Source organism: Silvimonas sp., assembly GCF_031291215.1.
Classification (GTDB): Bacteria; Pseudomonadota; Gammaproteobacteria; order Burkholderiales; family Chitinibacteraceae; genus Silvimonas; species Silvimonas soli.
On record NZ_JARLJK010000066.1, the window covers coordinates 111,802 to 135,258 of the forward strand.

Genomic DNA, 23,457 nt, shown 5'->3' on the forward strand with positions numbered 1-23,457 from the left:
CCCGCCAGAGATGGACGGGGCCTTGTTGTTTCTCCGTCCGTACTGGCACAACAACCAGGAGAAACATCATGCAGCACTCAGAACCGCAGCGCGCCGCCCTGCTGATCATCGATATGCAGGTTGGACTGTTTCACGGCCCTGAACGGGCGTGGGAAGGCCAGCGCGTGCTCGACAACATCAACCAGCTCATCCACAAAGCCCGGCTGGCCGGAGCGCCGATCTTTGCCGCACGCTTCTTCGGGCCGCCCGGCACACCCATCGCGCAAGGCAGTCCGCTGACTCAATTACTGCCGGATCTGGCCATAGACCCGGCGCGTGACACAATCTTCGACAAAGCCCGCCCCAGTTGCTTTGCCGGTACGCGGCTGGCAGATCAATTGCTGGAGGCGAACGTCAACCAATTGGTGATCGCTGGCATGAAAACGCAATATTGTATTGATGCCAACTGCCGCCTGGCGCGGGATGCCGGTTATAGCGCGGTGCTGGTGGCCGACGCGCAAACCTGCTCTGACACACCTGAGCTTTCAGCCAGGCAAATCGTGGCGCACCACAACGCCACGCTCAAAGGCGCTTTTGTGAAGCTGCAAAATACGGTTGAGGTTGAGTTCTGAACTGGCAGATAGCGAAGGTGGATGCAATCAGGCGAGCGCATTCACCTCATCCTGCCGATCCAGTCTTGCGCTTGCCCGCTAAAACTTCTCGGCAAACAGCACAGTGCCGGTTTCCAGCCAGGACTTGAGGTTGGACAAAATGCGTGGCCAGCCCGCAGACACCGCCGCAACAAATCGTGAATCAGGTTGATTCAGCGTATGGGTGATGCTCAGTTTAGCCACGTCCCCGACTGGTTCGATCTCGATCACGCACCGCGAGTAGCCTTCTGCCTGCATTTCCGGCTTGAACTCGTTCCGCCATTTCAACACCAGCCGCCGGGCTGGCTCACTTTCCAGCACTTCACCGCTATCCGCGATGCGGCCATCAGCAAACACCAGTTGCCATGGCGCGCCGGCAGTCCAGTGCGACAACTGGTACATGCCAAACCAGTATTGCCGGGTGAGTTCCGGATTGGTGAGCGCAGACCAGAGTTGCTCCGGTGTTGTGCGTATGAACGTGACATATGCAAAAGTGCTGGTGCCTGACATGATTTTCTCCCTCGGTCGCTGATTGCCTGGGCGCATTCAGCGCGTACCCGTGACCGGCGCGTGGCAATCTGCCGCTTCTGCCGCATGCTGATCCCCCTTAGAATGGGGCATTCGCACAATCTCGCATCCGCATTACCGCAATTCTTTCTTCTTCACTTCCTGGTTCAATCATGAGCGATCCAACCGCAAGTCATTCCGTGTCGGGGCAGCCGCTGTTTCCTGGCCGCCACTTTGCCGCTTTCCTGTTTGACATGGATGGCACCGTGCTTACGTCCATCGCCTCGGCCGAACGGGTGTGGACCCGCTGGGCAGAACAGCATGGCCTGGACGCCGCGACCTTTGTGCCGACCATCCACGGTGCGCGCGCGGTGGATACCATCCGCAATCTGGGCTTGCCTGGTGTCGATGCCGAAGCCGAAGCGCGAGCCATTACGATCGCCGAAATTGCCGACGTTGAGGGCATCGACCCGATCACCGGTGTCGCTGCGTTCCTGGCTGCTTTGCCGCAAGATCGCTGGGCCATTGTGACCTCCGCCCCGCGCGAACTGGCATTGCGCCGCATCGCCGCTGCTGGTTTGCCGGTGCCGCCGCTACTGGTTTCTGCCGACGATGTGGAACGCGGCAAGCCCGCGCCGGATTGCTTCCTGCTCGCGGCCAGCCGCCTGGGCGTAGCGGCGACAGATTGTCTGGTGTTCGAAGATGCTCCGGCGGGGATTGCCGCGGGCGAAGCGGCGGGTGCCAAAGTGGTGGTGGTGACTGCCACGCATAGTCATCCGCAACCGACTGCGCATCCGCAGATTCCCGGCTACGCGCATTTGTTTGTTGAAATGACGCCCGCCGGCGGCTTGACAGTGTTGGCACGCGATACGATGGTCAGCCCGGCAATCTAGCCAGGCAGAAGCGGGCTAACCCTCGCTCTCGACCCGATCACGCCCGCTGGCTTTGGCGCGGTACAACGCCCGATCCGCCCGGGCCAGCGTGCTGTGCACGGAGTCGCCCGCCCTGGCGCAGGCGACGCCAAAGCTCGCGGTGATCTGACCCACCTGACCAAAACGATGGCTGGCAATTGCTTCACGTAGTTTGTCGGCCACGCTCACCGCGCCGGCCAGATTGGTGTCCGGGCAGATCACCAGAAATTCTTCGCCACCCCAGCGCCCGACGATATCCATGCTGCGCGTAGTGGTGACCAGCAGTTGCGCCACGCCAATCAACACCAGATCGCCGACCTGATGCCCGCGAGTGTCGTTGACCTGCTTGAAGTGATCCACATCCAGCAGCACTAGCGCGAACTGGCTGCCAGAGCGCTGGCTACGATTCAGTTCGTTTTCCAGCACCTGGTCCAGCTTCATGCGGTTACCCACACCGGTCAGCGCGTCGGTCACGGTCAGCCTTTCCAGTTGCTGATTGATAGTGACCAGCTCCGCTTGCGCCACTTTCACCTGCGCCAGCGCTTCGTTGGCGGCGCGCGTGGCTTCCTGGGCGGCGGTTTCGGCAAAGCGATGACGCGATATCACGGTCTTCACTTTGCGTAGCGTGGAGTTAAAACTGTTGATGACTTCGTCGAACTCGACGCGGTGGGTTCGGGGCAGTTCTTGCAGATCCGCTGCTTCGTTAGAGGCCAGCGCCCGCAACCCGTCGCGCAAACCCCGCAAAGGCACGAACACCAGGCGCAGACTGAACAACAGCACAATCAATAGCAGCGCGTTGACCACCAGTACTTCCAGCACCCGCCGCAACAAGGCATCCGCCAGCGCCTGGTTGATCTGCGCCCGCGAGAAATAAACCACTACCTTGCCAATGCTGGTCTTGCGGCGTGTTTCATCCACCTGCAGCGGTGGAAAAATCTGGATCTCTTTGACCACCTCGTTCGCGATATCTCGTGCGCGAGTGGACTGATGATTATTGCTCAGCGCCCGGTCCATACTGGCCACCGGCCCTTGCTGATCGGGCGTGAAGAAATACACCGCCTGCACTTCCAGCGGGATCATGGCGGCTTCCAGCTTGGCCTTGATCACGCTCTGATCCATATCCCAAACTGGCTGTGCCAGGCTTTGCTCCAGACGTGTGGATACGTCATCCTGCAACGCCAGGAAGCGGTTTTCCAGATCACGTCGCAGCAGCGTTTGCTCGTAAAAAGCAAAAACGCCCAGGGTGGCCGTGGTTACAGCCATGAACAACGCAATCAGCCGCAAACGAATCGAGTTCATTTGGTGGATCGCGTCGTGACTGAACGCAGCGTTTGCATGCGGCGGCGGCTATTCAAGAACCGGCAGCCTTGTCGAACAGCACGCGAAACTGCGCCAGCTCGGGATGCGTTTCTTCGTATTTTTTGCTGAAGCCCACATGGACTGTCTCCGACTTGATGACCATGACCCGTTCCGACTTGTACCGCATGCGCTCGGGCAGACCGCGTTCTTGCAATGTGTTGAGTGCTTCATCCAGCACCAGGCTGGGATTGACGACACAATCAATTTCGCCCACCAGCATCTTCTTGACCAGGCCGGCAAACTCCAGCCCTTCCACCACCACGATCTTGCCTTGCTGGGCAAATTTGAAAAACTCCGGGCCTGGCGCCAGGTAGCCGCGCTGATTGCCAAATTTGAGACCGGCAAAGTCATCTGGATATTTGTTGAAAGTGCGCTTGGCCACCGCATCGCGATTGCAGTGAACCGCCACGTCTTCCCGATAAATGGGTCTGGAATGATTCAGAAACGGCCGCTCTTGCGGGCGGTAATACACACCGATTATGCCGGCGCTATTGCCGGTTCTGGCTTCTTCCACCGCGCGGGCCCAGGAAGCAAACTTGATCTCGACTTTGTAGCCAGGAACCTTCCTCGCCACCTGCAGGAAATGATCAATGTACGCACCTTTGGCGACACCGTTTTCCTCGTAAGACATGGGCTTTTGCCCGGCTTCGGAATAGAGGGTAATGGTGGTTTCGGCCTGCGCCAGCGGGCAAGCGAGTAACAACCCGACAATCAAGCCATATCTCATTACCGTTTATCCCCAGATACATACCGCCAAGTTACCAGAAAATCCGGTCAACCCCGTGCAATGACGTATGCATGCATGGTAGATGCAACAGCAGCGACTAATGTTTATCGCCAATCCGCAGTTGGCGGGCAATAACGAGGACTTGGCAGGCTACAAACGGGTAACAAATCGACTCATTTGGGGCACCAGGTTTTTGCCCCTTGGCCGCAGTTTCGATTCAAACTGCGACCCTGAGCGAAAAAGCCTGGAGCACGTGGCGCCCCAGGCTTTTGCGGATGCGGTGGGTCAGCGTTTCATGTCGCCAGCGCTGGCTTGGCGGCCGGTGCTGGCAGGCGTCGCTGCAGCAGCCAGAGCAAGGCAAACGCCACCATCGAGGTACCGACCACAACGTAGCCCACCACTTCAAAGTGCTCGAGCTTGCCCGTCACGCCCAGCGTCACGATATGGCCCGCCACCACCGAAGCAATCCCACCCGACAACTGCTGGATCGACGCGCTAATGGCATTGAATGAGCCGCGCTGGGTTACCGCTGGCACGGACGACATCAACGCCTGAAACGGGATCATGCGCGAGAAGATACCGACAAACATCAGGGCATTGACCAGCACCAGCAACGGCAAGGAGATCGGGCCCAGATGGGTGTAGATCAGCACCATGATGATCGAGATCACCGTGCCCAGCGTAAACACACGAAATTTGCCATACGCATCCGCCGCTTTACCAATCAACGGGCCGCAGAAGATGGTGCAAACCCCGGTGATCAGATAAACCGTCGGCAAACTGTGCAAGCCAATACCCAGATTGTTCACCACGAAAGCGCTGGCAAACGGCATAAGCATAAAGCCGCCCGTGGTCAGCAATGCGGTCGTGGCAAAGGCCAGCAAATAACGTGACTCGGTCAGCGTGTGGAACAAATGCATCCACGGGCTGTGTTCTTGCGGAATGGCCAGATGGTCTGCAACCGGCTGCATACGCCAGGCCACAACCAGTCCGCCGACCAGACCCAGGCCAGCCATTGCCAGGAAGGGCATATGCCAATCCCAGTTGTTGGACAAATACAGACCGGCCGGAATGCCCAGCACCTGGCTGGCGGCAAACGCAGTCTGGATCACGCCCATTACCCGACCACGCATCTGCGGTGGAAAGAGGTCAGTGGCAATCGCCAGCACTACCGAACCAATCACGCCACCAAACACACCGGTGACGATGCGGGCCAGCAGCAAGGTTTCAAAGGTTTGCGCCAGGCCACACCACAGCGTACCCAGGACAAAACCGGCATAGAAGAACAGCAGGATTTTCTTTCGGTCAAAGCGGTCAGCAAAACCGGCAGTGAGCAATCCCGATATCCCGGCACTGAAGGCATAGGCCGAGACCACCAACCCGAACTGCTTCGGACCGATATTGAGCGCCGGCATGATGATTGCGCCGAGCGGCGACATCAGCATGAAGTCGAGAATGACGGCAAATTGCAAAAACGCCAGCATGCCGACAACCAGTTTTTGGTAGGACGTGAACTTCCCAGGCAAGGATGCTTGATTCATAACGGTGTTCCGGAACGACACAGTGGAAAAGAGAATACTGAGGACATCGGCCCATCAGACTTTGGCCGCGTCCTTCGTTTATCTGGATGCGTGTTTATATCATTGTCATGCCCGCCGGAGCTGGCATGCTGCGGTTTTTGTGTGGCTCAGCCAGCGATGTTAGCCCCGCTTTATTGCGCGGCGTATTTCAGCACAAACGCGGGGAGTCCTGCTCGTTATTGCGGCAGCCTGCCCAAGCCGCCGGAACGCTTGCCTAGCATGGTCACGCTGTTTTTCCGGCTTCGCGCATAACCCTGTGCAGATTAGCCGTTGCCGCAACATGTATCGATGGCCATCTTGGCTCATATTGCCCGATTGCGCCTTTCGTTTCTGCCAAGGCATTCCTGACATCCATCGTCGGGATAGGATGCTCTCCTGTTAACGCAACAGGAACAACCCATGTCTACCTCCCCTTTTGATGGCGCCTGGCAGCTGGTTGCCGGCGAATGCCTTGATAACGGCGAAATGCTGCATTACGACAAGCTGGATATCCGCTCCCGCAAAGTGCTGGCGGAGGGCCATTTCACCTTTATCTCGTACCAGAAGGGTGCCTTCTGGTCTGCTGGCAGTGGCCGTTTTCGGGTTGATGGCGAGCGCTATATCGAGAATCCGGACATGGGTACTTATCCGCCTGAGGCCCTGCGCGAATATGCGTTTCAGGCTCGCCTGATGAATGACGAGTGGCATAACGAGCGCTGGGAGAACGGCGTGCGCGTCGAATACGAACTGTGGCGGCGCATTGCGAACTGAACGCCTGCTATCGCGGCTGATTCATTTTGCGAATTATGCGACAGGATAGGATCACTTTGGCCGCCAGAGCGGGTCTATGCTGAATTCTCCACCCGCCCGGAGATAACAACATGGCTGCACTACGCATTGATGACCTGCCTCAGGCGATTCGGGAGGCAAAACGTCTGCTGCGATCCCGCCTCCCGCAGTATCGCGAAGTCTTTCTGGAGGTTGAAGCAGACCTCAAATGCAAAGTGGCCGCCATTGTGGCCGAACGCGAGCAAGGCAAGTCGGTGATCCCGGAAATCCGCTACGCCGATATTGCCGCTGGCCGCGTTGACCCGGCGTTGCGGCAAAGCGTGAAAGAACGTGGCGCCTGTGTGGTGCGTGGCGTGTTCAGCGCGGAACAGGCCACGGCGTGGAACGCGGAGATTGGCGATTATGTGGAGCGCAACCACATGGTCGACAAACTGGCCCATCGCGCTGAAGACAAATATTTTGGTGAATTGGCCTCGAACAAACCGCAGATTTTTGGGGTGTACTGGTCGCGGCCACAAGTGGAGGCGCGCCAATCCGCAGCACTGACGCAGACGCGCGTATTCCTGAACCGCTTATGGCAAACGCAAAGCGAAGGCAAAGTGCATTTCGACCCCGATCAGGTGCCGGTGTATGCCGACCGTTTGCGGCGGCGCCCGCCGGGTTCGGAATCACTGGGTTTGTCGGCGCATTGCGATGGCGGTTCGGTCGAACGCTGGCTGGACGAGAATTTTCGCCAGGTGTATCGATATGTTTTCAGCGGCGAGTGGCAGCGTTACGATCCATTCGATGCAGCTTTTCGTACCGAAGTGGGCGAGATCCCCTCGCCCGCCGTGTGCTCGATGTTCCGCACGTTTCAGGGCTGGACCGCCCTCACCGCCCAAGGGCCGGGCGACGGCACATTACAGTTGATTCCCATCGCCAATGCCATGGCTTACGTGCTGTTGCGGGCCTTGCAAGACGATGTACCCGAGGATGATCTGTGCGGCGCGTTGCCGGGGCGGGCGTTGTCGCTCAAGCCGGAATGGCATCAGCCGCTGCAGGCCGCATTGTCGTCGATCCCGTTAATGCAACCTGGCGATACCGTGTTCTGGCATAGCGATGTGATTCACGCGGTGGAAGACGAGCACAAAGGGTCCGGCTGGAGCAACGTCATGTATATCGCCGCTGTGCCCGACTGCCCGAAAAACCAGGACTATCTGGCACGCCAGTTGCCAGCGTTCCTTGAAGGCAAAAGCCCACCTGATTTTCCAGCGGACCACTTTGAAGTGGATTTCACCGGGCGTGCAACTGCTGCTGATCTGACCACCTTGGGCCGCCAGCAATTGGGCATCAAGGCCTGATCTCCCGTATTAAATCGCCTCACCGGTAACCAGACCGCAGCACTGCGGTCTGGTCCAGCCTCTGCAATCATCGCCAACCGCCATTCAAGCATCCGCGCAAGCTGCCGATATCCATACACCGGGCTTTCAATCATGCGCCCGGAATTTTTGTCAGCGGTACATCCTGCGGAACCCATTCCATGACGGTCATTTCGTCGTTGAGCAATACGAATCCGAATCTCTTGAGCGCCGGCACGCTGACAAGCGCTGGCTCGGTCAGCACAACGGATAATCTTGCGAATGCGGCCGCGCAGCCGACGCCGTCCGCAGTGGTGACGCTGGGAAATGTCAGTGGCAGTGTCCAGACTTACTCGGCACAGGGTACTCTGGCCTTCGCACAGCAAACCATCACCACCTGGAAAACCGACTCCAAAGATGCGGTTTCGCTGCTGATGGCGCACAACGACCAGGCTTCTTCGCTCAGCCAGCGTCTCAAAGGGTTGGGCGCGGCGGTGCTGAACGCTTTCAAAACCGGCAGCGGCAATTACTCGCAATCGGTTACGCGCGCCAGTGCAGCGGGCATGGCACTCAGTTCGAGTAATGGCGTGCGCGCCGACACCGAATTGCGGATCAAAACTGCCAGCGGCGTGCTGGTGAAGATAACGCTGGCTAGCCAGGATTCCGGACTGGCCGTGGATATTCAGAGTGACGGCAAACTGAGCGACCAGGAACGAACCGCCATCGCCGGATTGGCCGATGGTTTTCAGGATGCGCTCGACGGCTTGGCCAAAGTGCCACCCAGCCTGAATCTGGCGGGCATGGCGGGTTACGACAACCACATATTGGCTTCGGTTGATTTGCAGACTGCCGTGCGCCAGGGGCAGCAGCAGCCCACCAGCGTGGCCCTGCATCTGGACAACAAGATACGCGCTCTGAATGTGAGCAACGAGCAAGGCAAGTTGCAGCTGAACGTCAACACCGGCAACAGTTTGATCCAGGGTAGCGCCGCGCAGCGTGCGGCCTCGATCAACAGTTTTCTGCAACAGGTGGACGCAGCAGCAGCGGGTGGTCATGGCGATGCCACGCTAGTCAGCATGTTCAAAGACGCGTTTGTCCAGTTGAACAACGACACCGCATCGGCTGGCACCAGCTACACGCAACCGCTCAATGCGCGGGATCATGCCATGCTGACCGGGCTGGCAGATTTTCAGGCGTCGATCACCGATACGCCCAGGCCGGTTAATCCGATGCGCCCGGCTGAGGTTGATTCGTTTAACTGGAGCGCTTCGCAGAGCACCAGCATCGGCGGCAAAACCGCGCTGGACCGGACCATCACCCAGACGCAACAAGCACGCCTGACCGCCAGTTACCATCGCCCGCTCACCGGCACCCGGCTGGATCTGACCAGCGATCGCAAATCGCAGAACTATTACTACGATCAGATTGACGATGTGGCGCAGAGCAAAGCCAACATCACTTATCAGGATGGCAAACTGACTAGCGCCACGCTGGATCAATCGGCCAGTCAGACCACGCATGAAACCAAATTCGTGCAGGGAAAACAGGAAGAAGACAAGACCATGCCGGTGCAACAGTCGCAGACGCTCAACCTGCTGGGTTTGCTGGCACAGAACGACACAACCAGCACGGAAGAATCAGCACAAAGCGATGCCGCCAATGCGCCGAATCTGGTCAAGGCGCATGGGTTGATTTTGTTGCATACGTCACCCAATGATCTGCGCGCCGCATCCCACTGATATGTTCATCATTGCGCGGACAGCCCGGAGCGGCGGACCAGCGCCCGGCTGGCCAGCGCGATAGCAATCGCAACTACGATCAGCCCCGCCGCCACCGCAAAGGTCAGTTGCATGCCGGTGGCAACCGCAGCGGGATGCGCGGCGGTGATATCGCTGGTCGCGGTAGCCATCGCAAATATCGCCCCCATAACTGATGCGCCGGAAATCAGCCCGAGATTGCGCGACAGGCTGAGCATGCCGGAAACGACGCCGCGCTGATTAGGCGGCACTTCCAGCATGACCATGGTGTTATTGGCCGCCTGGAACAGCTGATATCCCGGCGTCAGCACAGCAATGGCGACGATATAGCCTGCCAGGCCGAACAGCGTCGGCAACGTGGCCAGCGCTAAAGCTCCGAGTGCCATTTCACCCAAGCCAGCCATGACAACCGCTGATGCGCCCCAGCGGTCGACCACGCGCCCAGCCAGCACCCCACTTAGGGCGGAGATCAGTGGCCCGATTGACATCACGCCCCCGACCAGAGCCGCGCTCAGCCCCAGCGCGCGCGACAGATAGAACGGCCCGACCACCAGTGTCGCCATCATCACCGTTGGCACCAACACGTTCATGGCCAGGCTTGCGCTGAATGCCGGATCGCGGAACATGGCCAGCCGCATCAGCGGCGCGGCGACTTTGTTTTCAACCAGCACAAACAAACCAGCCCCCAACGCCCCAACCAGCAACAACGCGATGTTGAGCGGACCAAAATGGCCGCGTCCCATGGTCATGGCGAGCGCATATGCAGCAAGGGTCAATGCCAGCAGCAATGTGCCCGCATGATCAAAACGCTGCCGTCTTGGCTGATCCTTGGGCTGATCCGCCGGCAAATAACGGGCAGCCAGCAAAAAGTTGAGCAAACCCAACGGTAGATTGACCAGAAAAATACTGCGCCAGCCCAGTCCTGCAATCAGCAAGCCGCCGAGCGACGGACCAAGCGTAGTGCCGATGGCCGACATCGTGCCGAGCAAGCCCATGGCACCGCCGGTTCTGGCCTTGGGTACGGTTTCGCCAACCAGAGCGATGGTCAGCGCCAGCATGATTGCCGCCCCCAACCCCTGCAATGCGCGGGCGGCGATCAGCGAAACCAGCGTTGGTGCCAGTCCGCACAACAACGAGGCGGTAGTAAAAATAACGATGCCCATCAGCAATAGCCGACGGCGGCCAACCAGGTCGCCAAGCCGCCCGACGCTGACAATCAATGCGGTAATAGTCAGTAAATAAGCCAGCACGATCCACTGCGCTTGCTGAAAAGGAGCGCTGAACGCCACGGCCAGGGTTGGCAAACCCACATTGGCGATGCTGGTGTCCAGTGAAGGCATGAGCATTGATAACGACAGGCTGACCAATGCCCAGCGCGCGGCGGGGGTCAGGGAGGTACTGGCAGCGGTCACGACATCCGCTGGGGGACTGACTGGTTGCAAGGCGATCTCCTTGATCCGGAAAGGGGAACTCCCGACGGGAGAGCGTTGTTATCAAGGTAACCCCTAGCCAAACATGGCGGAAGACGCACCATTTGCACTTCATTCATGCGTATAACGCCATGCCACGATGGGCCTGTGCTATGGTCAATGCATGCCCGGACCCGATCTGAACCTGTTGCTTACCCTTGATGTGCTGCTGACGGAAGGCAATGTCGCCCGCGCCGCCAAGCGCCTGCATCTGAGCCCATCGGCCATGAGTCGGGCGTTGGCGCGCCTGCGTGAAACGACGGGAGACCCGTTGCTGGTGCGCGCCGGGCGTGGACTGGTGCCCACGCCGCGCGCGCTGGAACTGCGCGAGCGGGTTGGCCAGTTGGTACAAGAAACGCAAGCCGTGCTGCGGCCGGCAGAAAACCTGGACCTGAAGCGGTTGGTGCGACGCTTCACGCTGCGCACAAGTGAGGGTTTTATCGAGAGTTTCGGGCCGGGGCTGATTGCCCGGATTAATGAGCAAGCGCCTGGCGTGCGGCTGCGCTTTGTGGCCAAAACCAGCAAAGACAGTACGCCGCTGCGCGACGGATCAGTTGATCTGGAAACCGGGGTCGCCGGGACCAGCACCAGTCCGGAAATCCGCACTCGCGCACTGTTTCGCGACCGCTTTGTGGGCGTGGTGCGCGCCGGGCATCCGCTCAGCCAGGGCGAAATCACGCCGGAGAACTACGCTGCAGGTCGGCATGTGCTGGTATCGCGGCGCGAGCAAGATCGCGGGCCGATTGATGACGCATTACAGACCTTGGGGCTGGAGCGCGATATCGCCACCATTGTCGGCGGCTTTGCCACGGCGCTGACTCTGGCCCGGGCGACTGATCTGATCGCCAGCGTGCCCGAACGCCACACCGGCAGCCTGCGTGCCGATATGTTCAGTTTTGATCTGCCGGTGAGCATCCCGGTATTTACGGTATCGATGCTCTGGCACCCGCGCATGGATGCCGACCCGGCGCATCGCTGGTTACGCGACTGTGTGCGTGAGGTCTGCGCAGAGCAACTGGGCGAAACTTGGACGCCTTAGTGATCGCGCACCACTTCAGCTGGCGCGGCATCGCCCGCCTGCTGCGCAAACGGCAGGGCATCGGTAATCAGATGAACCAGGAAGCGGCCGGGCTGTTCTTGCATCATCATGTGGGCGGAGTCGGCAAAACTGACCAGCCGCTTGGATGGCGCGGTGATATGTGAAAACCATTCCTCGGCCAGTTCGTGCGGCGTGGTGTAGTCATGCGCCCCCACGTAGACAATCACCGGGCAGCCAAAGTGGGTAACTTGATCGAAGTTTGAGGCCAGCATGGGCTCCAGCAAGTAGCCCAGTGAATACAGGCTGCCTTTGTCGATGGCATCAAGGTCGGCGCGGCTGTAGTCGGGCGACAGTTCCTCGGCATCCACGTCAAACTGGTAATCCTTGCGACCCCACGCCAGCCCGCCGTAGTACATCTCCCATTTGCTGCGCATGCCGATCCGCTCAAGGCTCATTTTGCCGGTGCCCGGATAAGGTGCCATTGCTTCCAGTTCGCGAATCGCGGTGGCATTGCCTTCGGCCCTGGCCTGGCGCAGCGCGAAGTTATAACCCACCTCTTCATTGCGCCGCCCGTTCACCACCTGCCCGGTCGAGATATAGGCGTAGAACCACTCAGGATGCCGTTGCGCCAACTCGACGCCCAGAATTGAGCCCCAGGAATGTCCCAGCAGAAATATCTTCTGCTTGCCAAAGCGCGTACGCAGGTACTGCACCAGTTGTGCCGCGTCGTCCGTCATGCTGGCAACGTTCATGCCCGGCGTCATGGCTTGTTCGGTATTGGCCCGCCAGGTTTTGCCAGCGCCGCGCTGGTCCCATTGCACCACGGTGAAGTAGTCTTCCCACGGCGTCTGGAAGGTATAGGCCTCGGGCATGGCCGGAGCAGCCGGGCCGCCATGCAGGAATAGCAGAACGGGATTACGCTTGTCCTTGCCGCGGATCGATACCCATTGATCAATGCCGCCGATACGCAATTTGACCTGCTCGTTCACGCCCTGCGGTAACAGTATCTGGCGGTTGCTGTCGAGAATGCGGGTAACTTGTTCGCGCGACATTGGCCGCGTGGCATCGGCCGCAGACGCAACCGAAGTGGGCGGCGACGCGGCAGCCAGCGCCACCGATGTAGCCAGCCCAGCAAACAAAGTCAGCAGGCCAACGAGTGTATTGCGCAGTAACCGCAAAGCCATTCTCCCTAATGGATAGACCTACCCAGCCTGATATTTTTGTCGAGATGATCTTTTCGCTGGCTGCAGCCTGGCGATTTATAACGGCACCAAAACATGCTGCCATTGCGCCAACCCCACGCTTTGGCACAGTACCTTCGGCGTTTATTTTAAATACTCCTGGCATATGCGAGAATCTGTCAACACTGTCAGGCCTTTGCCGTTGGTGCCGTCACAACAACGCCGAACCATTGCGGCTTGTTCATCGCGCTGACTGAACCGGGCCTGGCGCAACACTGGCGTCCCGGCTGCAGGTCGACGGCCTTACCTCATCATTTTTACTCGTCGCAAGGGAGCCGGCAGTGAATCCACTTTTGCTCCAGCTATCTGAATCCGTCAACGAGGCGGAAACCCTGGAAGACCTGACCCGGCAATTGCTGGAGATGCTGGTCGCCATCACCGGGCTTGAATCGGCCTATCTCACGACCATCGATCTGTCGCAAGGGCTGCAACATATCCAGTTTTCCCGCAACACCGGGCACCTGGTCATTCCTGAAGGTCTGTCAGTGCCGTGGGAAGACACCCTGTGCAAGCGCTCGCTGGATGAAGGTCGCCAGTTCACCGACAACGTCAGTGATTGCTGGGGCGATTCGGACGCGGCGCGCGAACTGGGTATCCGTACCTATCTGAGCGTGCCCATTCACACCGCAACCGGTGACCTCCATGGCACTTTGTGTGCGGCCAGTTCGGACCAGAAATCGGTCGATGTCGGCACCGACCGCATCGTGGCGTTTTTTGCCAAACTGATTGCCCAGCATATTCAGCGTGAATCATTGCTGGATGAGCTAAAACAGCGCAACACCGATCTTGCCGTCATGGCGCTGACCGATGTGCTGACCGGCTTGCCCAATCGCCGCGCCTTGATGAACGAACTGCAACGCATGTTTGCGGCGGCCCAGCGCGCCGGACAATATGTGCTGTTGGGCTTTGTCGATCTGGATCATTTCAAACAAATCAACGACAACTATGGGCATGAGGCCGGCGACGCGGTGCTGCGGCAAATCGCCACCCAGTTGCTGCAAGCCGTGCGCGCTGGCGATCTGCTGGCGCGTATCGGTGGCGACGAATTTGTTGCCGTTGGCTTGGGTCCGCACCTTGGCGAATCGGTAGACGACGCACTAGGCACCTTCAAGTCGCGGCTATTTGACGTAACGCGGGCCAGCATCACCACGACGAATGCAACGTTCGACTACGCCGGTGCCAGTGTCGGCGCGATCGCGGTAGACCCGGCCTTTCGCAATCCGTGGGACGCGCTGAGCGAAGCGGATGCAGCGATGTACAAAGTCAAACAGGCCCGCCGCTTGCCAGCCCCAGCCAATCCCTGAGCCCGCTTGCGCCCGCGGGTTATTTACCCAAGGCGCATACCGGTTCGCTGATCGGGCACGCCAGCCCCGCTGGTTTGATTGCCGGCCGATACCTGCCCTCTTCTCTCTGACCTAAACAGTCCCGAATTGCCGCGGATGGCTGGTCATTCGCTTCAAACCACTCCAGGAAAAACAAAATAGTAATAACAAATGAATATTAAATTCATTTAAGTTATTAAAAAGTTACGCTACAGTGAGTTGGCTCGGCTGGCGCACCACCGCCTTCGCCGCATCAAGGGCTGATTTCAAACGCTATTCAGCCGCTTTGCTTTGAACATGCGTTTTGCCCCTGTTTGCGAGGAGCCAACATGTCTGCCAACGTTCCGATTCTCACGCTGCATACACCTGACGTCCCCGCCCAGCGGGCCAAAGCCGTGGTGTTTTCTGATCCTGCATCCCACGCCTTGTTCGATATGCTGGCGCGCGTTGGCCCCAGCGAAGCACCGGTGCTGATCGTGGGCGAAACCGGCACCGGTAAAGAAATCCTGGCGCGGCGGCTGCATGAAACCAGCGCGCGCAAAGGCCCGTTTGTGGCGGTCAATTGCGGTGCGATCAGCGAAGCGCTGGCCGAAAGCGAGTTTTTTGGGCATGAAGCCGGATCATTTACTGGAGCGCTGCGCCAGCGCGAAGGCTACTTTGAAGCGGCGCAGGGTGGCACCTTGTTTCTGGATGAAATTGGCGAGTTGCCATTGATTTTGCAAACGCGGCTGCTACGCGTGCTGCAAGAAAAAGAAGTGGTGCGGGTTGGCGCGCGCAAACCGATTCCCATCGACGTGCGGATCGTCGCCGCCACCAACGTTGACCTGCAAGCCGCCGTTCTGGCCGGGCGCTTCCGGCGTGATCTGTTGTACCGCATCAATATCATTACGCTGCCGGTGCTGCCCTTGCGCTCGCGCGTGGGAGACATTCTGCCGCTGGCTGATTACTTCCTGAACCACTATTGCGCCCGGCTGGGGCAAGCGGTTCCCCGGTTGAGTGCGGAACTGAAAACGCTGCTGCTGCAACATGGCTGGCCCGGCAATATCCGCGAACTGGAAAACGTTATCCACGCCGCCTTGCTGCTGGCGCACGGCGGTGAAATTCGCCAGGAACACCTGTTGCTGGAGCAAGACCTCGCGACACCCTCCATTGAGCCAACGCCAACGCACTCAGCCGATCCGGATGCCGAGATTGGCGTGGCGCTAGAAAAAATGTTGAACGCCGCCACGCCCGATTTGTTTACCCGGATGGAGCTGCTGATTGTGCGCACCGCGTTGTCGCGCCACCAGTTCAATCAGGTCCGCACGGCCGAATCGTTGGGGATTTCGCGGCATGCTTTGCGTACGCTGATGAAACGGCATGGCTTGTTGCAGCCCGCCGCGCCTGCGCCGGCGCTGTACAGCGAGCAGACCTGGTCCATTGCCAATCTCGCCAGAGCCATCTAACTGGGTCTAGCTCCATCTGATCAAGCTGACGGTACTTCGGCATCACCATTTCGCTTTTCCACTAATACCAATCTGCTCAATAACACCGGGCCGCGCGAACTGTGCCGCCCGGTGTTATTTCATCGGTCAATCAAGCCGCAATCGCCGCTGGGGTTGTATAGCGATTCACAGGCCGCGCCAGACCCAGGCTCTCGCGCAGGGTTGTGCCTTCGTACTCGGCCCGGAATAAACCGCGCCGACGCAGTTCCGGTAGTACCAGCTCGATGAAGTCGTCCAGACCACCCGGCAAGGTGGGAGGCATGACGTTGAAACCGTCGGCCGCCTCGTTCTCGAACCACAGTTGCAATTGATCGGCGATCTCTTCTCCGGTGCCTACCAGCGTCAGATGGCCGCGTGCGCCCGAAATACGCAGATAAAGCTCGCGAATGGTCAGGTTTTCGCGCCGCGCCAGGTCAATCAGCAACGACTGTCGGCTCTTGCCGCCGTTGCTTTCCGGCAGTTCTGGCAACGGGCCGTCCAGCGCGTAACCAGTCAGGTCAAACCCTCCCAGCATGCCGGACAACAACGCCAGGCCCACCGAAGGGTGGATCAACTCCTGCAGTGCCTTGTATTTGGCCTGGGCTTCTTCGCGGGTCCGGCCCACCACCGGAAAAATCCCCGGCAGAATTTTCAGCTCGTCCGGGCTGCGGCCATATTTGGCAAGGCGGCCTTTCACGTCTCGATAAAACGCCTGGGCGTTTTCCAGCGTGAGTTGCGCAGTAAAGATGACCTCGGCGGTACGCGCCGCCAGCTCCTTGCCGGGCTCGCTGGAACCCGCCTGCACGATCACCGGGTATCCCTGCACCGGACGAGCAACATTTAACGGCCCGCGCACCCGGAAATGCTTGCCCTGATGGTCCAGCACATGCAGTCGTTCCGGATCAAAAAACACGCCGGAAGCTTTGTCACGAATGAACGCGTCGTCTTCCCAGCTATCCCACAAGCCGGTGGCCACGTCGATAAATTCCTCGGCACGGGCATAGCGATCCGCGTGGGCTACGTGTGCATCCAGACCAAAGTTGAACGCTTCGGCTGCATTGGCAGAAGTCACCAGATTCCAGCCAGCGCGGCCATTACTCAGGTGATCGAGCGAGGCAAATTTGCGCGCCAGATGATAGGGCTCGTTATAGGTCGTGGTGACAGTGGCAATCAGCCCGATGTGTTCGGTCACGGCGGCCAGTGCGGATAACAGTGTCACTGGTTCAAAGTGATCGGACTGCGCGCCGCGGCTTTGTGCTTCTTGCTGAGGACCCCCGTTCCAGACCGCTGCGCTGTCGGCAAAGAATACGGCGTCGAATTTGGCCCGCTCGGCCGCCTGGGCGATCTGTTTGAAATGATCAAACCGGATGCCGCCATCGGCGCGGGAATCAGGGTGGCGCCATGCGGCTACGTGATGGCCTGCGGTCATCAGGAAGGCATTCAGTTTCAGTTGTCGTTGGCTCATTGGAATTTTTCCATGGTTTTAGCGGCCCGCTTTAACGGGCAGCCCAATGCAGATCAGAAGCATGTGAGGCATGCGGTTCTTTGCTTAAAACGGACGGCTGCCCGCCAGGCTCACGCGCTTGAGCACGCGACGCTCTTCGGGCGAAAAAGCGGTACGCGAATGCAAGGTGGCCTGGTTGTCCCAATACACGATGTCGCCCACTTCCCAGTCATGCTCGTAGCGGTACTTGGGGTTCTGCAGATGCTGACGCAGACGGGCGATCAGCGCCTGTCCGTGCTGCGGGTCAATACCAGGCAGCTCGACCTCGGTATGGGTGCTCAGAAACAGCACCTTCTTGCCGCTGGACGGATGAGTACGTACCAGCGGATGCGGAAAGCCATGGCTGGTCGGAGTCAGATCCGGCGTGCGATACAAGCGGCGCGGCAGGTCACGGGGATGAGTAAACGGGTTGTAGGTAATGAGTTGCAGCTGGTCAATTTCGTTGCGGGTGGCTTCGTCCAGATCGGCGTATGCCCGGGCGATGTTGTACCAACTGGTTCTGCCACCGCTTTGCGGGACTTCCAGTGCATACAGCAGCGAGCCTGCCGACGGCAGCGGCGTCCACTGGTGGTCAATATGCGGGGTCAGTTCGCCGCTTCCGGTGTAGCCGCCATCCTGATTGGAGACCGGCACCACATCGGGCGGGGTGCCGCCAGTGCCGGAAGCCAGCACCGGGATATCTTCCGGCGGCCGGAACACCGATCCAAAGTAGGTGCTGAAGGCCAGGAAGTGATCGTCGTTCAACTGCTGCTGTTTGAAAATCAGAATGTGATGGTTATCCAGCGCCTGCTTTAGACGCAAGACCAGATCGGACGAGAGCGGGCGATTCGCATCCAGCCCGGTTACGACTGCGCCCAGCGGCCCACCCGTTGCGCTAATGCTGACGTCGGCCGGGGTCTGGATTGCCGGGCGGTCCAGCTTAGCCAGTTTGTGAAAAGCCTGCGCCAGAGGTGTGGTCAGGGTAGAAACAGCGGTCATGTGTGGTGTCCTTATGCACTACTTGGATAAAACGAAAGAGCTTTAGAATTTTTACTCATGACGTGTCTCTGCAGAAACCGTGCCAGCACGCCAACCCGCACCCAGCCAAGGTATTGCCGTGTCGGGATGTATGTGGCCGCACAGTTGACGCAGCAAATTGCGCGATTTCAAACAGTGGCAACTCTTTAGGTGGCCGGTTTGACTGGCTGATTTCGCACAGCCTGCGCGCCAGATTGCTGGCAATGCGCCCAGCCACTGCCTCTGGCGCCCGGATTACCCAGTGCCTGCTACGCTGGCATGACTTCTGCTCAGAAGCGATGACTTGAACACCAGCCCCGATCCCAAAAAACCATAACCGGCTGGCCTCACCGTCACCGTACTAACAGTCCTCAATCTGGCAACGGGCCCATCCGTCTGGCCAGCACCGTCCTGTGGAGCATGAGTCAATGAGTGAACGCAAACTGCACCTTGGTGCTTTTATCCAGGCCACTGGTCATCACATCGCCGCGTGGCGGCATCCGGGTTCGCAAGCGGACTCCGGAACCAACATCGACCACTACCAGGAAGTGGCGCAGACCGCCGAGCGCGGCAAGTTTGATCTGGTGTTTCTGGCCGACAGCCCGGGCATTTATGAACGCGGTGACAACGAAGCCCGCGGCCGCTATGGCCGTATCGCCCATTTCGAGCCGGTAACTTTGTTTGCGGCGCTGTCGGCAACCACCCGCCACATCGGCTTTGTCGCCACCGACTCCACCACCTACAACGAGCCATATTTGCTGGCCCGAAAATTTGCCTCGCTGGATCATTTATCCAAAGGACGTGCGGCGTGGAACGTGGTTACCACCGGCAATGAAGCCGCCGCCGGTAACTTTGGCAAGGCCGAACACCTGGCACATGCGCTGCGTTACGAGCGCGCCGAGGAATTCCTCGATGTGGTCAAAGGCCTGTGGGACAGCTTTGACGACGACGCTTTCCTGCGCGACAAAACCAGCGGCGTTTATTTTGACGCGGACAAACTGCATACGCTCGATCACCAGGGCAAGCATTTTTCCGTCACCGGTCCGCTCAATATCTCGCGACCACCACAGGGTTATCCGGTGATTGTGCAGGCCGGCGCGTCCGAAGCCGGGCGTGAACTGGCGGCGCGTACCGCCGAAGTCATCTTTACTGCCTGGCAAACCCTGGAAGAAGCCCAGACGTTTTATCGCGACGTTAAAGGACGTCTGGCCAAATATGGCCGCAACCCGGACGAGCTGAAGATCATGCCGGGTTTGTCGCCGGTGATCGGACGCACCCAGGAAGAAGCCGAAGCCCGCTATCGCGAGTTGCAGGACCTGATTCACCCTGCTGTCGGGATATCGATAGTGCAACGGTTTTTCCCGGATGTAGACCTCAGCCAGTCCGACCTGGACGGCCCGTTACCCGCTTTTGCCACGCAAACCAACGGCAATACCAGCCGCCTTGCGCTGGTATCCGAACTGGCGCGCCGTGACAACCTGACCCTGCGACAGTTATACGAAAGCCTGGCCGGGGCACGCGGGCATCGCGTAGTGGTAGGAACCCCAGCCAGCATCGCCGACGAAATCCAGGCATGGTTCGAAAACGAGGCCGCCGACGGTTTCAATATCATGCCGCCGGTACTGCCACAGTCACTCAACGAGTTTGTTGATCTGGTCATTCCGGAACTGCAAAAGCGTGGCTTGTTCCGCACTGAATACACCGGCAAAACCTTGCGTGAAAATCTGGGCTTGCCACGTCCGCTCAGCCGCTACGCGCAATCAGGCGAAGAACGCCTGCGTGCCTGATCACTTGTCTGCGCGGCCAGACAGGCGTTTGGCCGCAAACTTCTGGAGCATCTGATGGACCTGCAACTTCAAGGAAAACGCGCGATTGTCACCGGCGGGAGTCGCGGCATAGGCAAGGCTATCGCCCGGCAACTGGCGCTGGAAGGCGCTGATGTGGTGATCGCCGCGCGTGGCCAGGAGGCCTTGCAAGCCACTGCCAAAGAGCTGGCGGCGCTGACGGGGCGCACGATTGTGCCGGTGGTGACGGATACCGGCAGCAACGATTCGGTGAACGCGCTGATTGCCCACGCGGTTGAAGCGCTGGGCGGAGTGGATATTCTGGTCAACGCCGCTGCGCTGCCGGGCGGTATTTCAACCGCCACGGGTATCGCTGAAGTGATCGATGCCGAAGCCTTGCTGGATATCGACATCAAGGTGATCGGCTATCTGCGGACCGCGCGGGCAGTGGCACCGCACCTGTTGGCCAATGGCTGGGGGCGTATTATCAATATTGGTGGTTTGGCGATTCACCGCACCGGGCGGCCAGTGGCAACCTTGCGCAACGTGGGCGTAGCGGCGGTGACCAAAAACCTGGCAGATGAGCTGGGCCCGCAAGGCATTAATGTGGTGGCAGTGCATCCTGGTTTAACCCGCACCGAGCGCACTGACAGTGCGGCTGCGGCGCGCGCGGCATCTGGCAACACCATTGGCCGCATTGTCGACGCGGGCGAAGTTGCAGACATCGTGGCGTTTCTGGCCTCGCCGCGCAGTGTAGCCATCAATGGTGATGCCATTGCGGTTGGTGGCGGCAGTCCAGGCACCATCCATTATTGAAGCTGGCGAAGTTTTCACCTGACGTATCTGGAGAACCCCATGTCCATTCCCACAACCCGCTTTGGCAATACCGGCCTCACCGTCTCGCGCCTGGCGCTGGGCACCATGACATTTGGTCTGCAAACCGATGCCGAAACCTCTTTTCGCATTCTGGATCGGGCGGCGGCAGCGGGAATCAACCTGATCGACACCGCCGACGTTTACCCTCTGGGCGGCAGTCTGGAAACGGTGGGCCGAACGGAAGAAATTGTCGGTAACTGGCTCAAGCATCGGCGCCACGATTTTGTGCTTGCGACCAAAGCAGTCGGCAAAGTGGGGCCGAATGCCTGGGATCAGGGTGCCTCGCGCAAGCATTTGCTGAGTGCGGTGGAAGCTTCTCTCAAACGGCTGGGCACGGACTATATCGATCTGTACCAGTTGCACTCTGACGACCCGGACACACCGCTGGATGAAACCATCCGGGCACTGGATGATCTGGTGCGCAGCGGCAAGGTCCGGTATGTCGGGGTATCCAATTTCCTGGCATACCGGCTGGCTCGCGCACTGGGCAAGCAAGAAGCCCAGCGCCTGCAGCGCTTTGTATCGGTACAGCCGCGCTATAACTTGCTGTTTCGCGAAATCGAGCGTGAGCTGCTACCCCTGGCGCAAGAAGAAGGGCTGGCCGTGATCCCGTATAACCCGCTGGCGGGTGGTCTGCTGACCGGCAAGCATCGGTCTGGCGAGCCCACGCAAGGGTCACGCTTTACCTTGGGCAACGCCGCTGAGCGTTATCAAGACCGCTACTGGCATGAGCGGGAGTTCAATACCGTGGGCCAATTACAGGCGGTCGCGGATGAGGCTGGTATACCGCTCGCCACGGCGGCGCTGGCCTGGGTTCTGGCCAATCCGGCCATCACGGCCCCGCTGATTGGGGCCAGCCGCCCGGAGCAACTGGATGCCACCCTGGCGGCGGTCTCACTCCAGCTGGACCCGCACGTCAAACAGCGATTCGATGACATCAGCGCCGAATATCGCCGTGGAGACGCGGCGCGCTAACGCAAGCGGTTCAACCCAATACGCCGCGCCGGGTGTGATCCGATAATGGATGCACCCGGCGCGGCGTTTTTTTACTCGACATTAACGGCTGGAGATCTGCTTGCCGTTGGCATCCTGTGGCACCCAGTAGTTTTCCAGCTTGAGTTCTTTAAGCGCGGCGTCCAGATAGCGCCGATCAATCCACTGGTCTACATCAAACGGCTTGCGGATCAGCTTGAAGCGGTAGGCATCTTGCACTCCCTGTTTATTGCGGGCGAGCGCATAGGCGTCAAACAGCGGTGAGAGCCGTGCGGCCAGGGTGTCACCGGAGAACTCTTCGCGATAGACCGCTTCCGGCTGATAGCCGATCTGCGTCCAGAGTTTGAACACGGCATCGGTGTTCTGCGGTGCGGACGCCCACTGCACCGCTTTGACCAGCGCCTTGACCACCCGCTCGGTGATTTGCGGGTATTGGGCGGCAAATTTCTGGTTTACCAGCACATGTGAGGCCGACGCGACGGCGGGGTCGCCCTTGCTGGAATAGATCACCTTGGCCAAACCGCGGCTTTGCAAACCGAGAATATCCAGTGAGCCGAAAATGGCATCGACATTGCCACCAATGAATGCCGCGGTGTAGGTCGAGGGTTCCATATTCACTACTTTCAGGTCGCTCTCGGTCATACCGTGTTCAGCCAGAATGCGGTCGACCAGCAACTGTGACGCGGTGCCTTTGTTAAATGCCACCCGCTTGCCGCGCAAGTCTTCAACCTTGTTGATGCCCGAACCTGGATGCACGGCAATATAGCTGCGCCCGCCGCGACTGCTAACCAGTACCAGCCGCGTATCCAGCCCGACCGAACGGCCGATGAACGACGGCAGATCGCCCAACGTGGTGAAATCAAGCTGGTTGTTGGATAAAGCCTCGTTCACGGCTGGCCCTTGCCCCTTGAAGAACACCCATTCAATCTTGATACCGTCGTTCTTGAACTCTTGCTCCAGGTATTGATCGCGCTGGGCTACGGCCAGCCAGCTAGTGTTCACTTTGGGCGGGTTGCCGAAACCAGCGGTGGAAACGCCAAAGCGGATCACTGTCGGCTGTTCTGCTGCGGCACTGAACTGGGCCAGCCCGGCAGCCATAAGTATGGCCAAAACCCAGCGAGAAAACGTTGGAAGCATAAGTGGGTGTTCCGCATGAAAATAGAGAATATCGGATAGAACCAAACTAAAAACCGGG

The 23,457-nt window shown here is 59.2% G+C and carries 20 protein-coding genes; 11 read left to right on the plus strand and 9 right to left on the minus strand.

Features of this window, described 5'->3' with window-relative positions:
• The first annotated feature begins 68 nt into the window (after positions 1 to 68).
• Entirely contained in the window at positions 69 to 611 is a 543-nt protein-coding gene (locus tag P4L78_RS08485) for an isochorismatase family protein (protein WP_309327610.1), read from the plus strand.
• A 78-nt stretch (positions 612 to 689) separates the two neighbouring features.
• Here the strand turns inward: P4L78_RS08485 and P4L78_RS08490 are convergent, their stop codons facing one another.
• Positions 690 to 1,139 (minus strand): SRPBCC family protein, encoded by a 450-nt coding sequence (locus P4L78_RS08490; RefSeq protein ID WP_283147896.1) that lies wholly within the window; start codon positions 1,137 to 1,139, stop codon positions 690 to 692.
• 170 nt (positions 1,140 to 1,309) lie between these two features.
• Between P4L78_RS08490 and P4L78_RS08495 the strand changes: the two genes are divergently transcribed.
• Positions 1,310 to 2,029 (plus strand): HAD-IA family hydrolase, encoded by a 720-nt coding sequence (locus tag P4L78_RS08495; RefSeq protein ID WP_283147895.1) that lies wholly within the window; start codon positions 1,310 to 1,312, stop codon positions 2,027 to 2,029.
• Between the two features lie 15 nt (positions 2,030 to 2,044).
• Here the strand turns inward: P4L78_RS08495 and P4L78_RS08500 are convergent, their stop codons facing one another.
• From P4L78_RS08500 to P4L78_RS08510, 3 genes are all read right to left on the minus strand, one after another.
• A complete protein-coding gene (locus tag P4L78_RS08500) occupies positions 2,045 to 3,346 on the minus strand; it encodes a GGDEF domain-containing protein (protein WP_309327613.1) in 1,302 nt (433 codons plus the stop codon).
• Positions 3,347 to 3,398: 52 nt separating this feature from the next.
• Entirely contained in the window at positions 3,399 to 4,133 is a 735-nt protein-coding gene (locus P4L78_RS08505) for a transporter substrate-binding domain-containing protein (RefSeq protein WP_309327615.1), read from the minus strand.
• Positions 4,134 to 4,426: 293 nt separating this feature from the next.
• Positions 4,427 to 5,674, minus strand: coding sequence for an MFS transporter (locus P4L78_RS08510; RefSeq protein WP_309327616.1), 1,248 nt, complete (start codon positions 5,672 to 5,674; stop codon positions 4,427 to 4,429).
• Between the two features lie 438 nt (positions 5,675 to 6,112).
• On the opposite strand from P4L78_RS08510, the gene P4L78_RS08515 reads away from it, so the two are divergent.
• The 3 genes from P4L78_RS08515 to P4L78_RS08525 all read left to right on the plus strand — a co-directional run bounded on the left by P4L78_RS08515 (position 6,113) and on the right by P4L78_RS08525 (position 9,557).
• On the plus strand, positions 6,113 to 6,463 hold the full coding sequence (locus tag P4L78_RS08515; RefSeq protein WP_309327617.1) for a hypothetical protein: 351 nt from the start codon (positions 6,113 to 6,115) through the stop codon (positions 6,461 to 6,463).
• A 110-nt stretch (positions 6,464 to 6,573) separates the two neighbouring features.
• On the plus strand, positions 6,574 to 7,821 hold the full coding sequence (locus P4L78_RS08520; protein WP_309327618.1) for a DUF1479 domain-containing protein: 1,248 nt from the start codon (positions 6,574 to 6,576) through the stop codon (positions 7,819 to 7,821).
• Between the two features lie 179 nt (positions 7,822 to 8,000).
• Positions 8,001 to 9,557 carry a hypothetical protein gene (locus tag P4L78_RS08525; RefSeq protein ID WP_309327619.1) on the plus strand — a complete coding sequence of 519 codons (1,557 nt, stop codon included), beginning with the start codon at positions 8,001 to 8,003 and terminating at the stop codon, positions 9,555 to 9,557.
• An 8-nt stretch (positions 9,558 to 9,565) separates the two neighbouring features.
• On the opposite strand, the gene P4L78_RS08530 is transcribed toward P4L78_RS08525, so the two are convergent.
• On the minus strand, positions 9,566 to 11,017 hold the full coding sequence (locus tag P4L78_RS08530) for an MFS transporter (RefSeq protein WP_309327620.1): 1,452 nt from the start codon (positions 11,015 to 11,017) through the stop codon (positions 9,566 to 9,568).
• A gap of 151 nt (positions 11,018 to 11,168) precedes the next feature.
• On the opposite strand from P4L78_RS08530, the gene P4L78_RS08535 reads away from it, so the two are divergent.
• A complete protein-coding gene (locus P4L78_RS08535; protein WP_309327621.1) occupies positions 11,169 to 12,083 on the plus strand; it encodes a LysR family transcriptional regulator in 915 nt (304 codons plus the stop codon).
• Here the strand turns inward: P4L78_RS08535 and P4L78_RS08540 are convergent.
• Complete coding sequence (locus P4L78_RS08540) at positions 12,080 to 13,267, minus strand: alpha/beta hydrolase (protein ID WP_309327622.1); 1,188 nt, start codon at positions 13,265 to 13,267, stop codon at positions 12,080 to 12,082. The two genes, P4L78_RS08535 and P4L78_RS08540, sit on opposite strands and share 4 nt — an antisense overlap.
• 338 nt (positions 13,268 to 13,605) lie before the next feature.
• On the opposite strand from P4L78_RS08540, the gene P4L78_RS08545 reads away from it, so the two are divergent.
• Together P4L78_RS08545 and P4L78_RS08550 are read left to right on the plus strand one after the other, a co-directional pair.
• Positions 13,606 to 14,628: a sensor domain-containing diguanylate cyclase gene (locus P4L78_RS08545; protein ID WP_309327624.1), complete on the plus strand. Its 1,023-nt coding sequence runs from the start codon at positions 13,606 to 13,608 to the stop codon at positions 14,626 to 14,628.
• Between the two features lie 347 nt (positions 14,629 to 14,975).
• On the plus strand, positions 14,976 to 16,091 hold the full coding sequence (locus P4L78_RS08550) for a sigma 54-interacting transcriptional regulator (protein WP_309327625.1): 1,116 nt from the start codon (positions 14,976 to 14,978) through the stop codon (positions 16,089 to 16,091).
• 130 nt (positions 16,092 to 16,221) lie between these two features.
• Here P4L78_RS08550 and P4L78_RS08555 read toward each other — a convergent pair whose 3' ends face one another.
• Together P4L78_RS08555 and P4L78_RS08560 are read right to left on the minus strand one after the other, a co-directional pair.
• Positions 16,222 to 17,574 carry an LLM class flavin-dependent oxidoreductase gene (locus tag P4L78_RS08555; RefSeq protein ID WP_309327626.1) on the minus strand — a complete coding sequence of 451 codons (1,353 nt, stop codon included), beginning with the start codon at positions 17,572 to 17,574 and terminating at the stop codon, positions 16,222 to 16,224.
• A gap of 84 nt (positions 17,575 to 17,658) precedes the next feature.
• Positions 17,659 to 18,591 carry a TauD/TfdA family dioxygenase gene (locus tag P4L78_RS08560; protein ID WP_283147882.1) on the minus strand — a complete coding sequence of 311 codons (933 nt, stop codon included), beginning with the start codon at positions 18,589 to 18,591 and terminating at the stop codon, positions 17,659 to 17,661.
• Positions 18,592 to 19,037: 446 nt separating this feature from the next.
• On the opposite strand from P4L78_RS08560, the gene P4L78_RS08565 reads away from it, so the two are divergent.
• Genes P4L78_RS08565 through P4L78_RS08575 form a run of 3 tightly spaced genes read left to right on the plus strand, consistent with a single transcriptional unit; the run spans position 19,038 to position 22,244 of the window.
• The gene (locus P4L78_RS08565; protein ID WP_309327627.1) at positions 19,038 to 20,396 is read left to right on the plus strand and encodes an LLM class flavin-dependent oxidoreductase; all 1,359 of its coding nucleotides are present in this window, start codon (positions 19,038 to 19,040) and stop codon (positions 20,394 to 20,396) included.
• A 54-nt stretch (positions 20,397 to 20,450) separates the two neighbouring features.
• A complete protein-coding gene (locus tag P4L78_RS08570) occupies positions 20,451 to 21,209 on the plus strand; it encodes an SDR family oxidoreductase (protein WP_309327628.1) in 759 nt (252 codons plus the stop codon).
• Positions 21,210 to 21,248: 39 nt separating this feature from the next.
• Positions 21,249 to 22,244 (plus strand): aldo/keto reductase, encoded by a 996-nt coding sequence (locus P4L78_RS08575; RefSeq protein ID WP_309327629.1) that lies wholly within the window; start codon positions 21,249 to 21,251, stop codon positions 22,242 to 22,244.
• A gap of 81 nt (positions 22,245 to 22,325) precedes the next feature.
• On the opposite strand, the gene P4L78_RS08580 is transcribed toward P4L78_RS08575, so the two are convergent.
• Entirely contained in the window at positions 22,326 to 23,360 is a 1,035-nt protein-coding gene (locus P4L78_RS08580) for an aliphatic sulfonate ABC transporter substrate-binding protein (protein WP_309327630.1), read from the minus strand.
• Positions 23,361 to 23,457 lie beyond the last annotated feature (97 nt).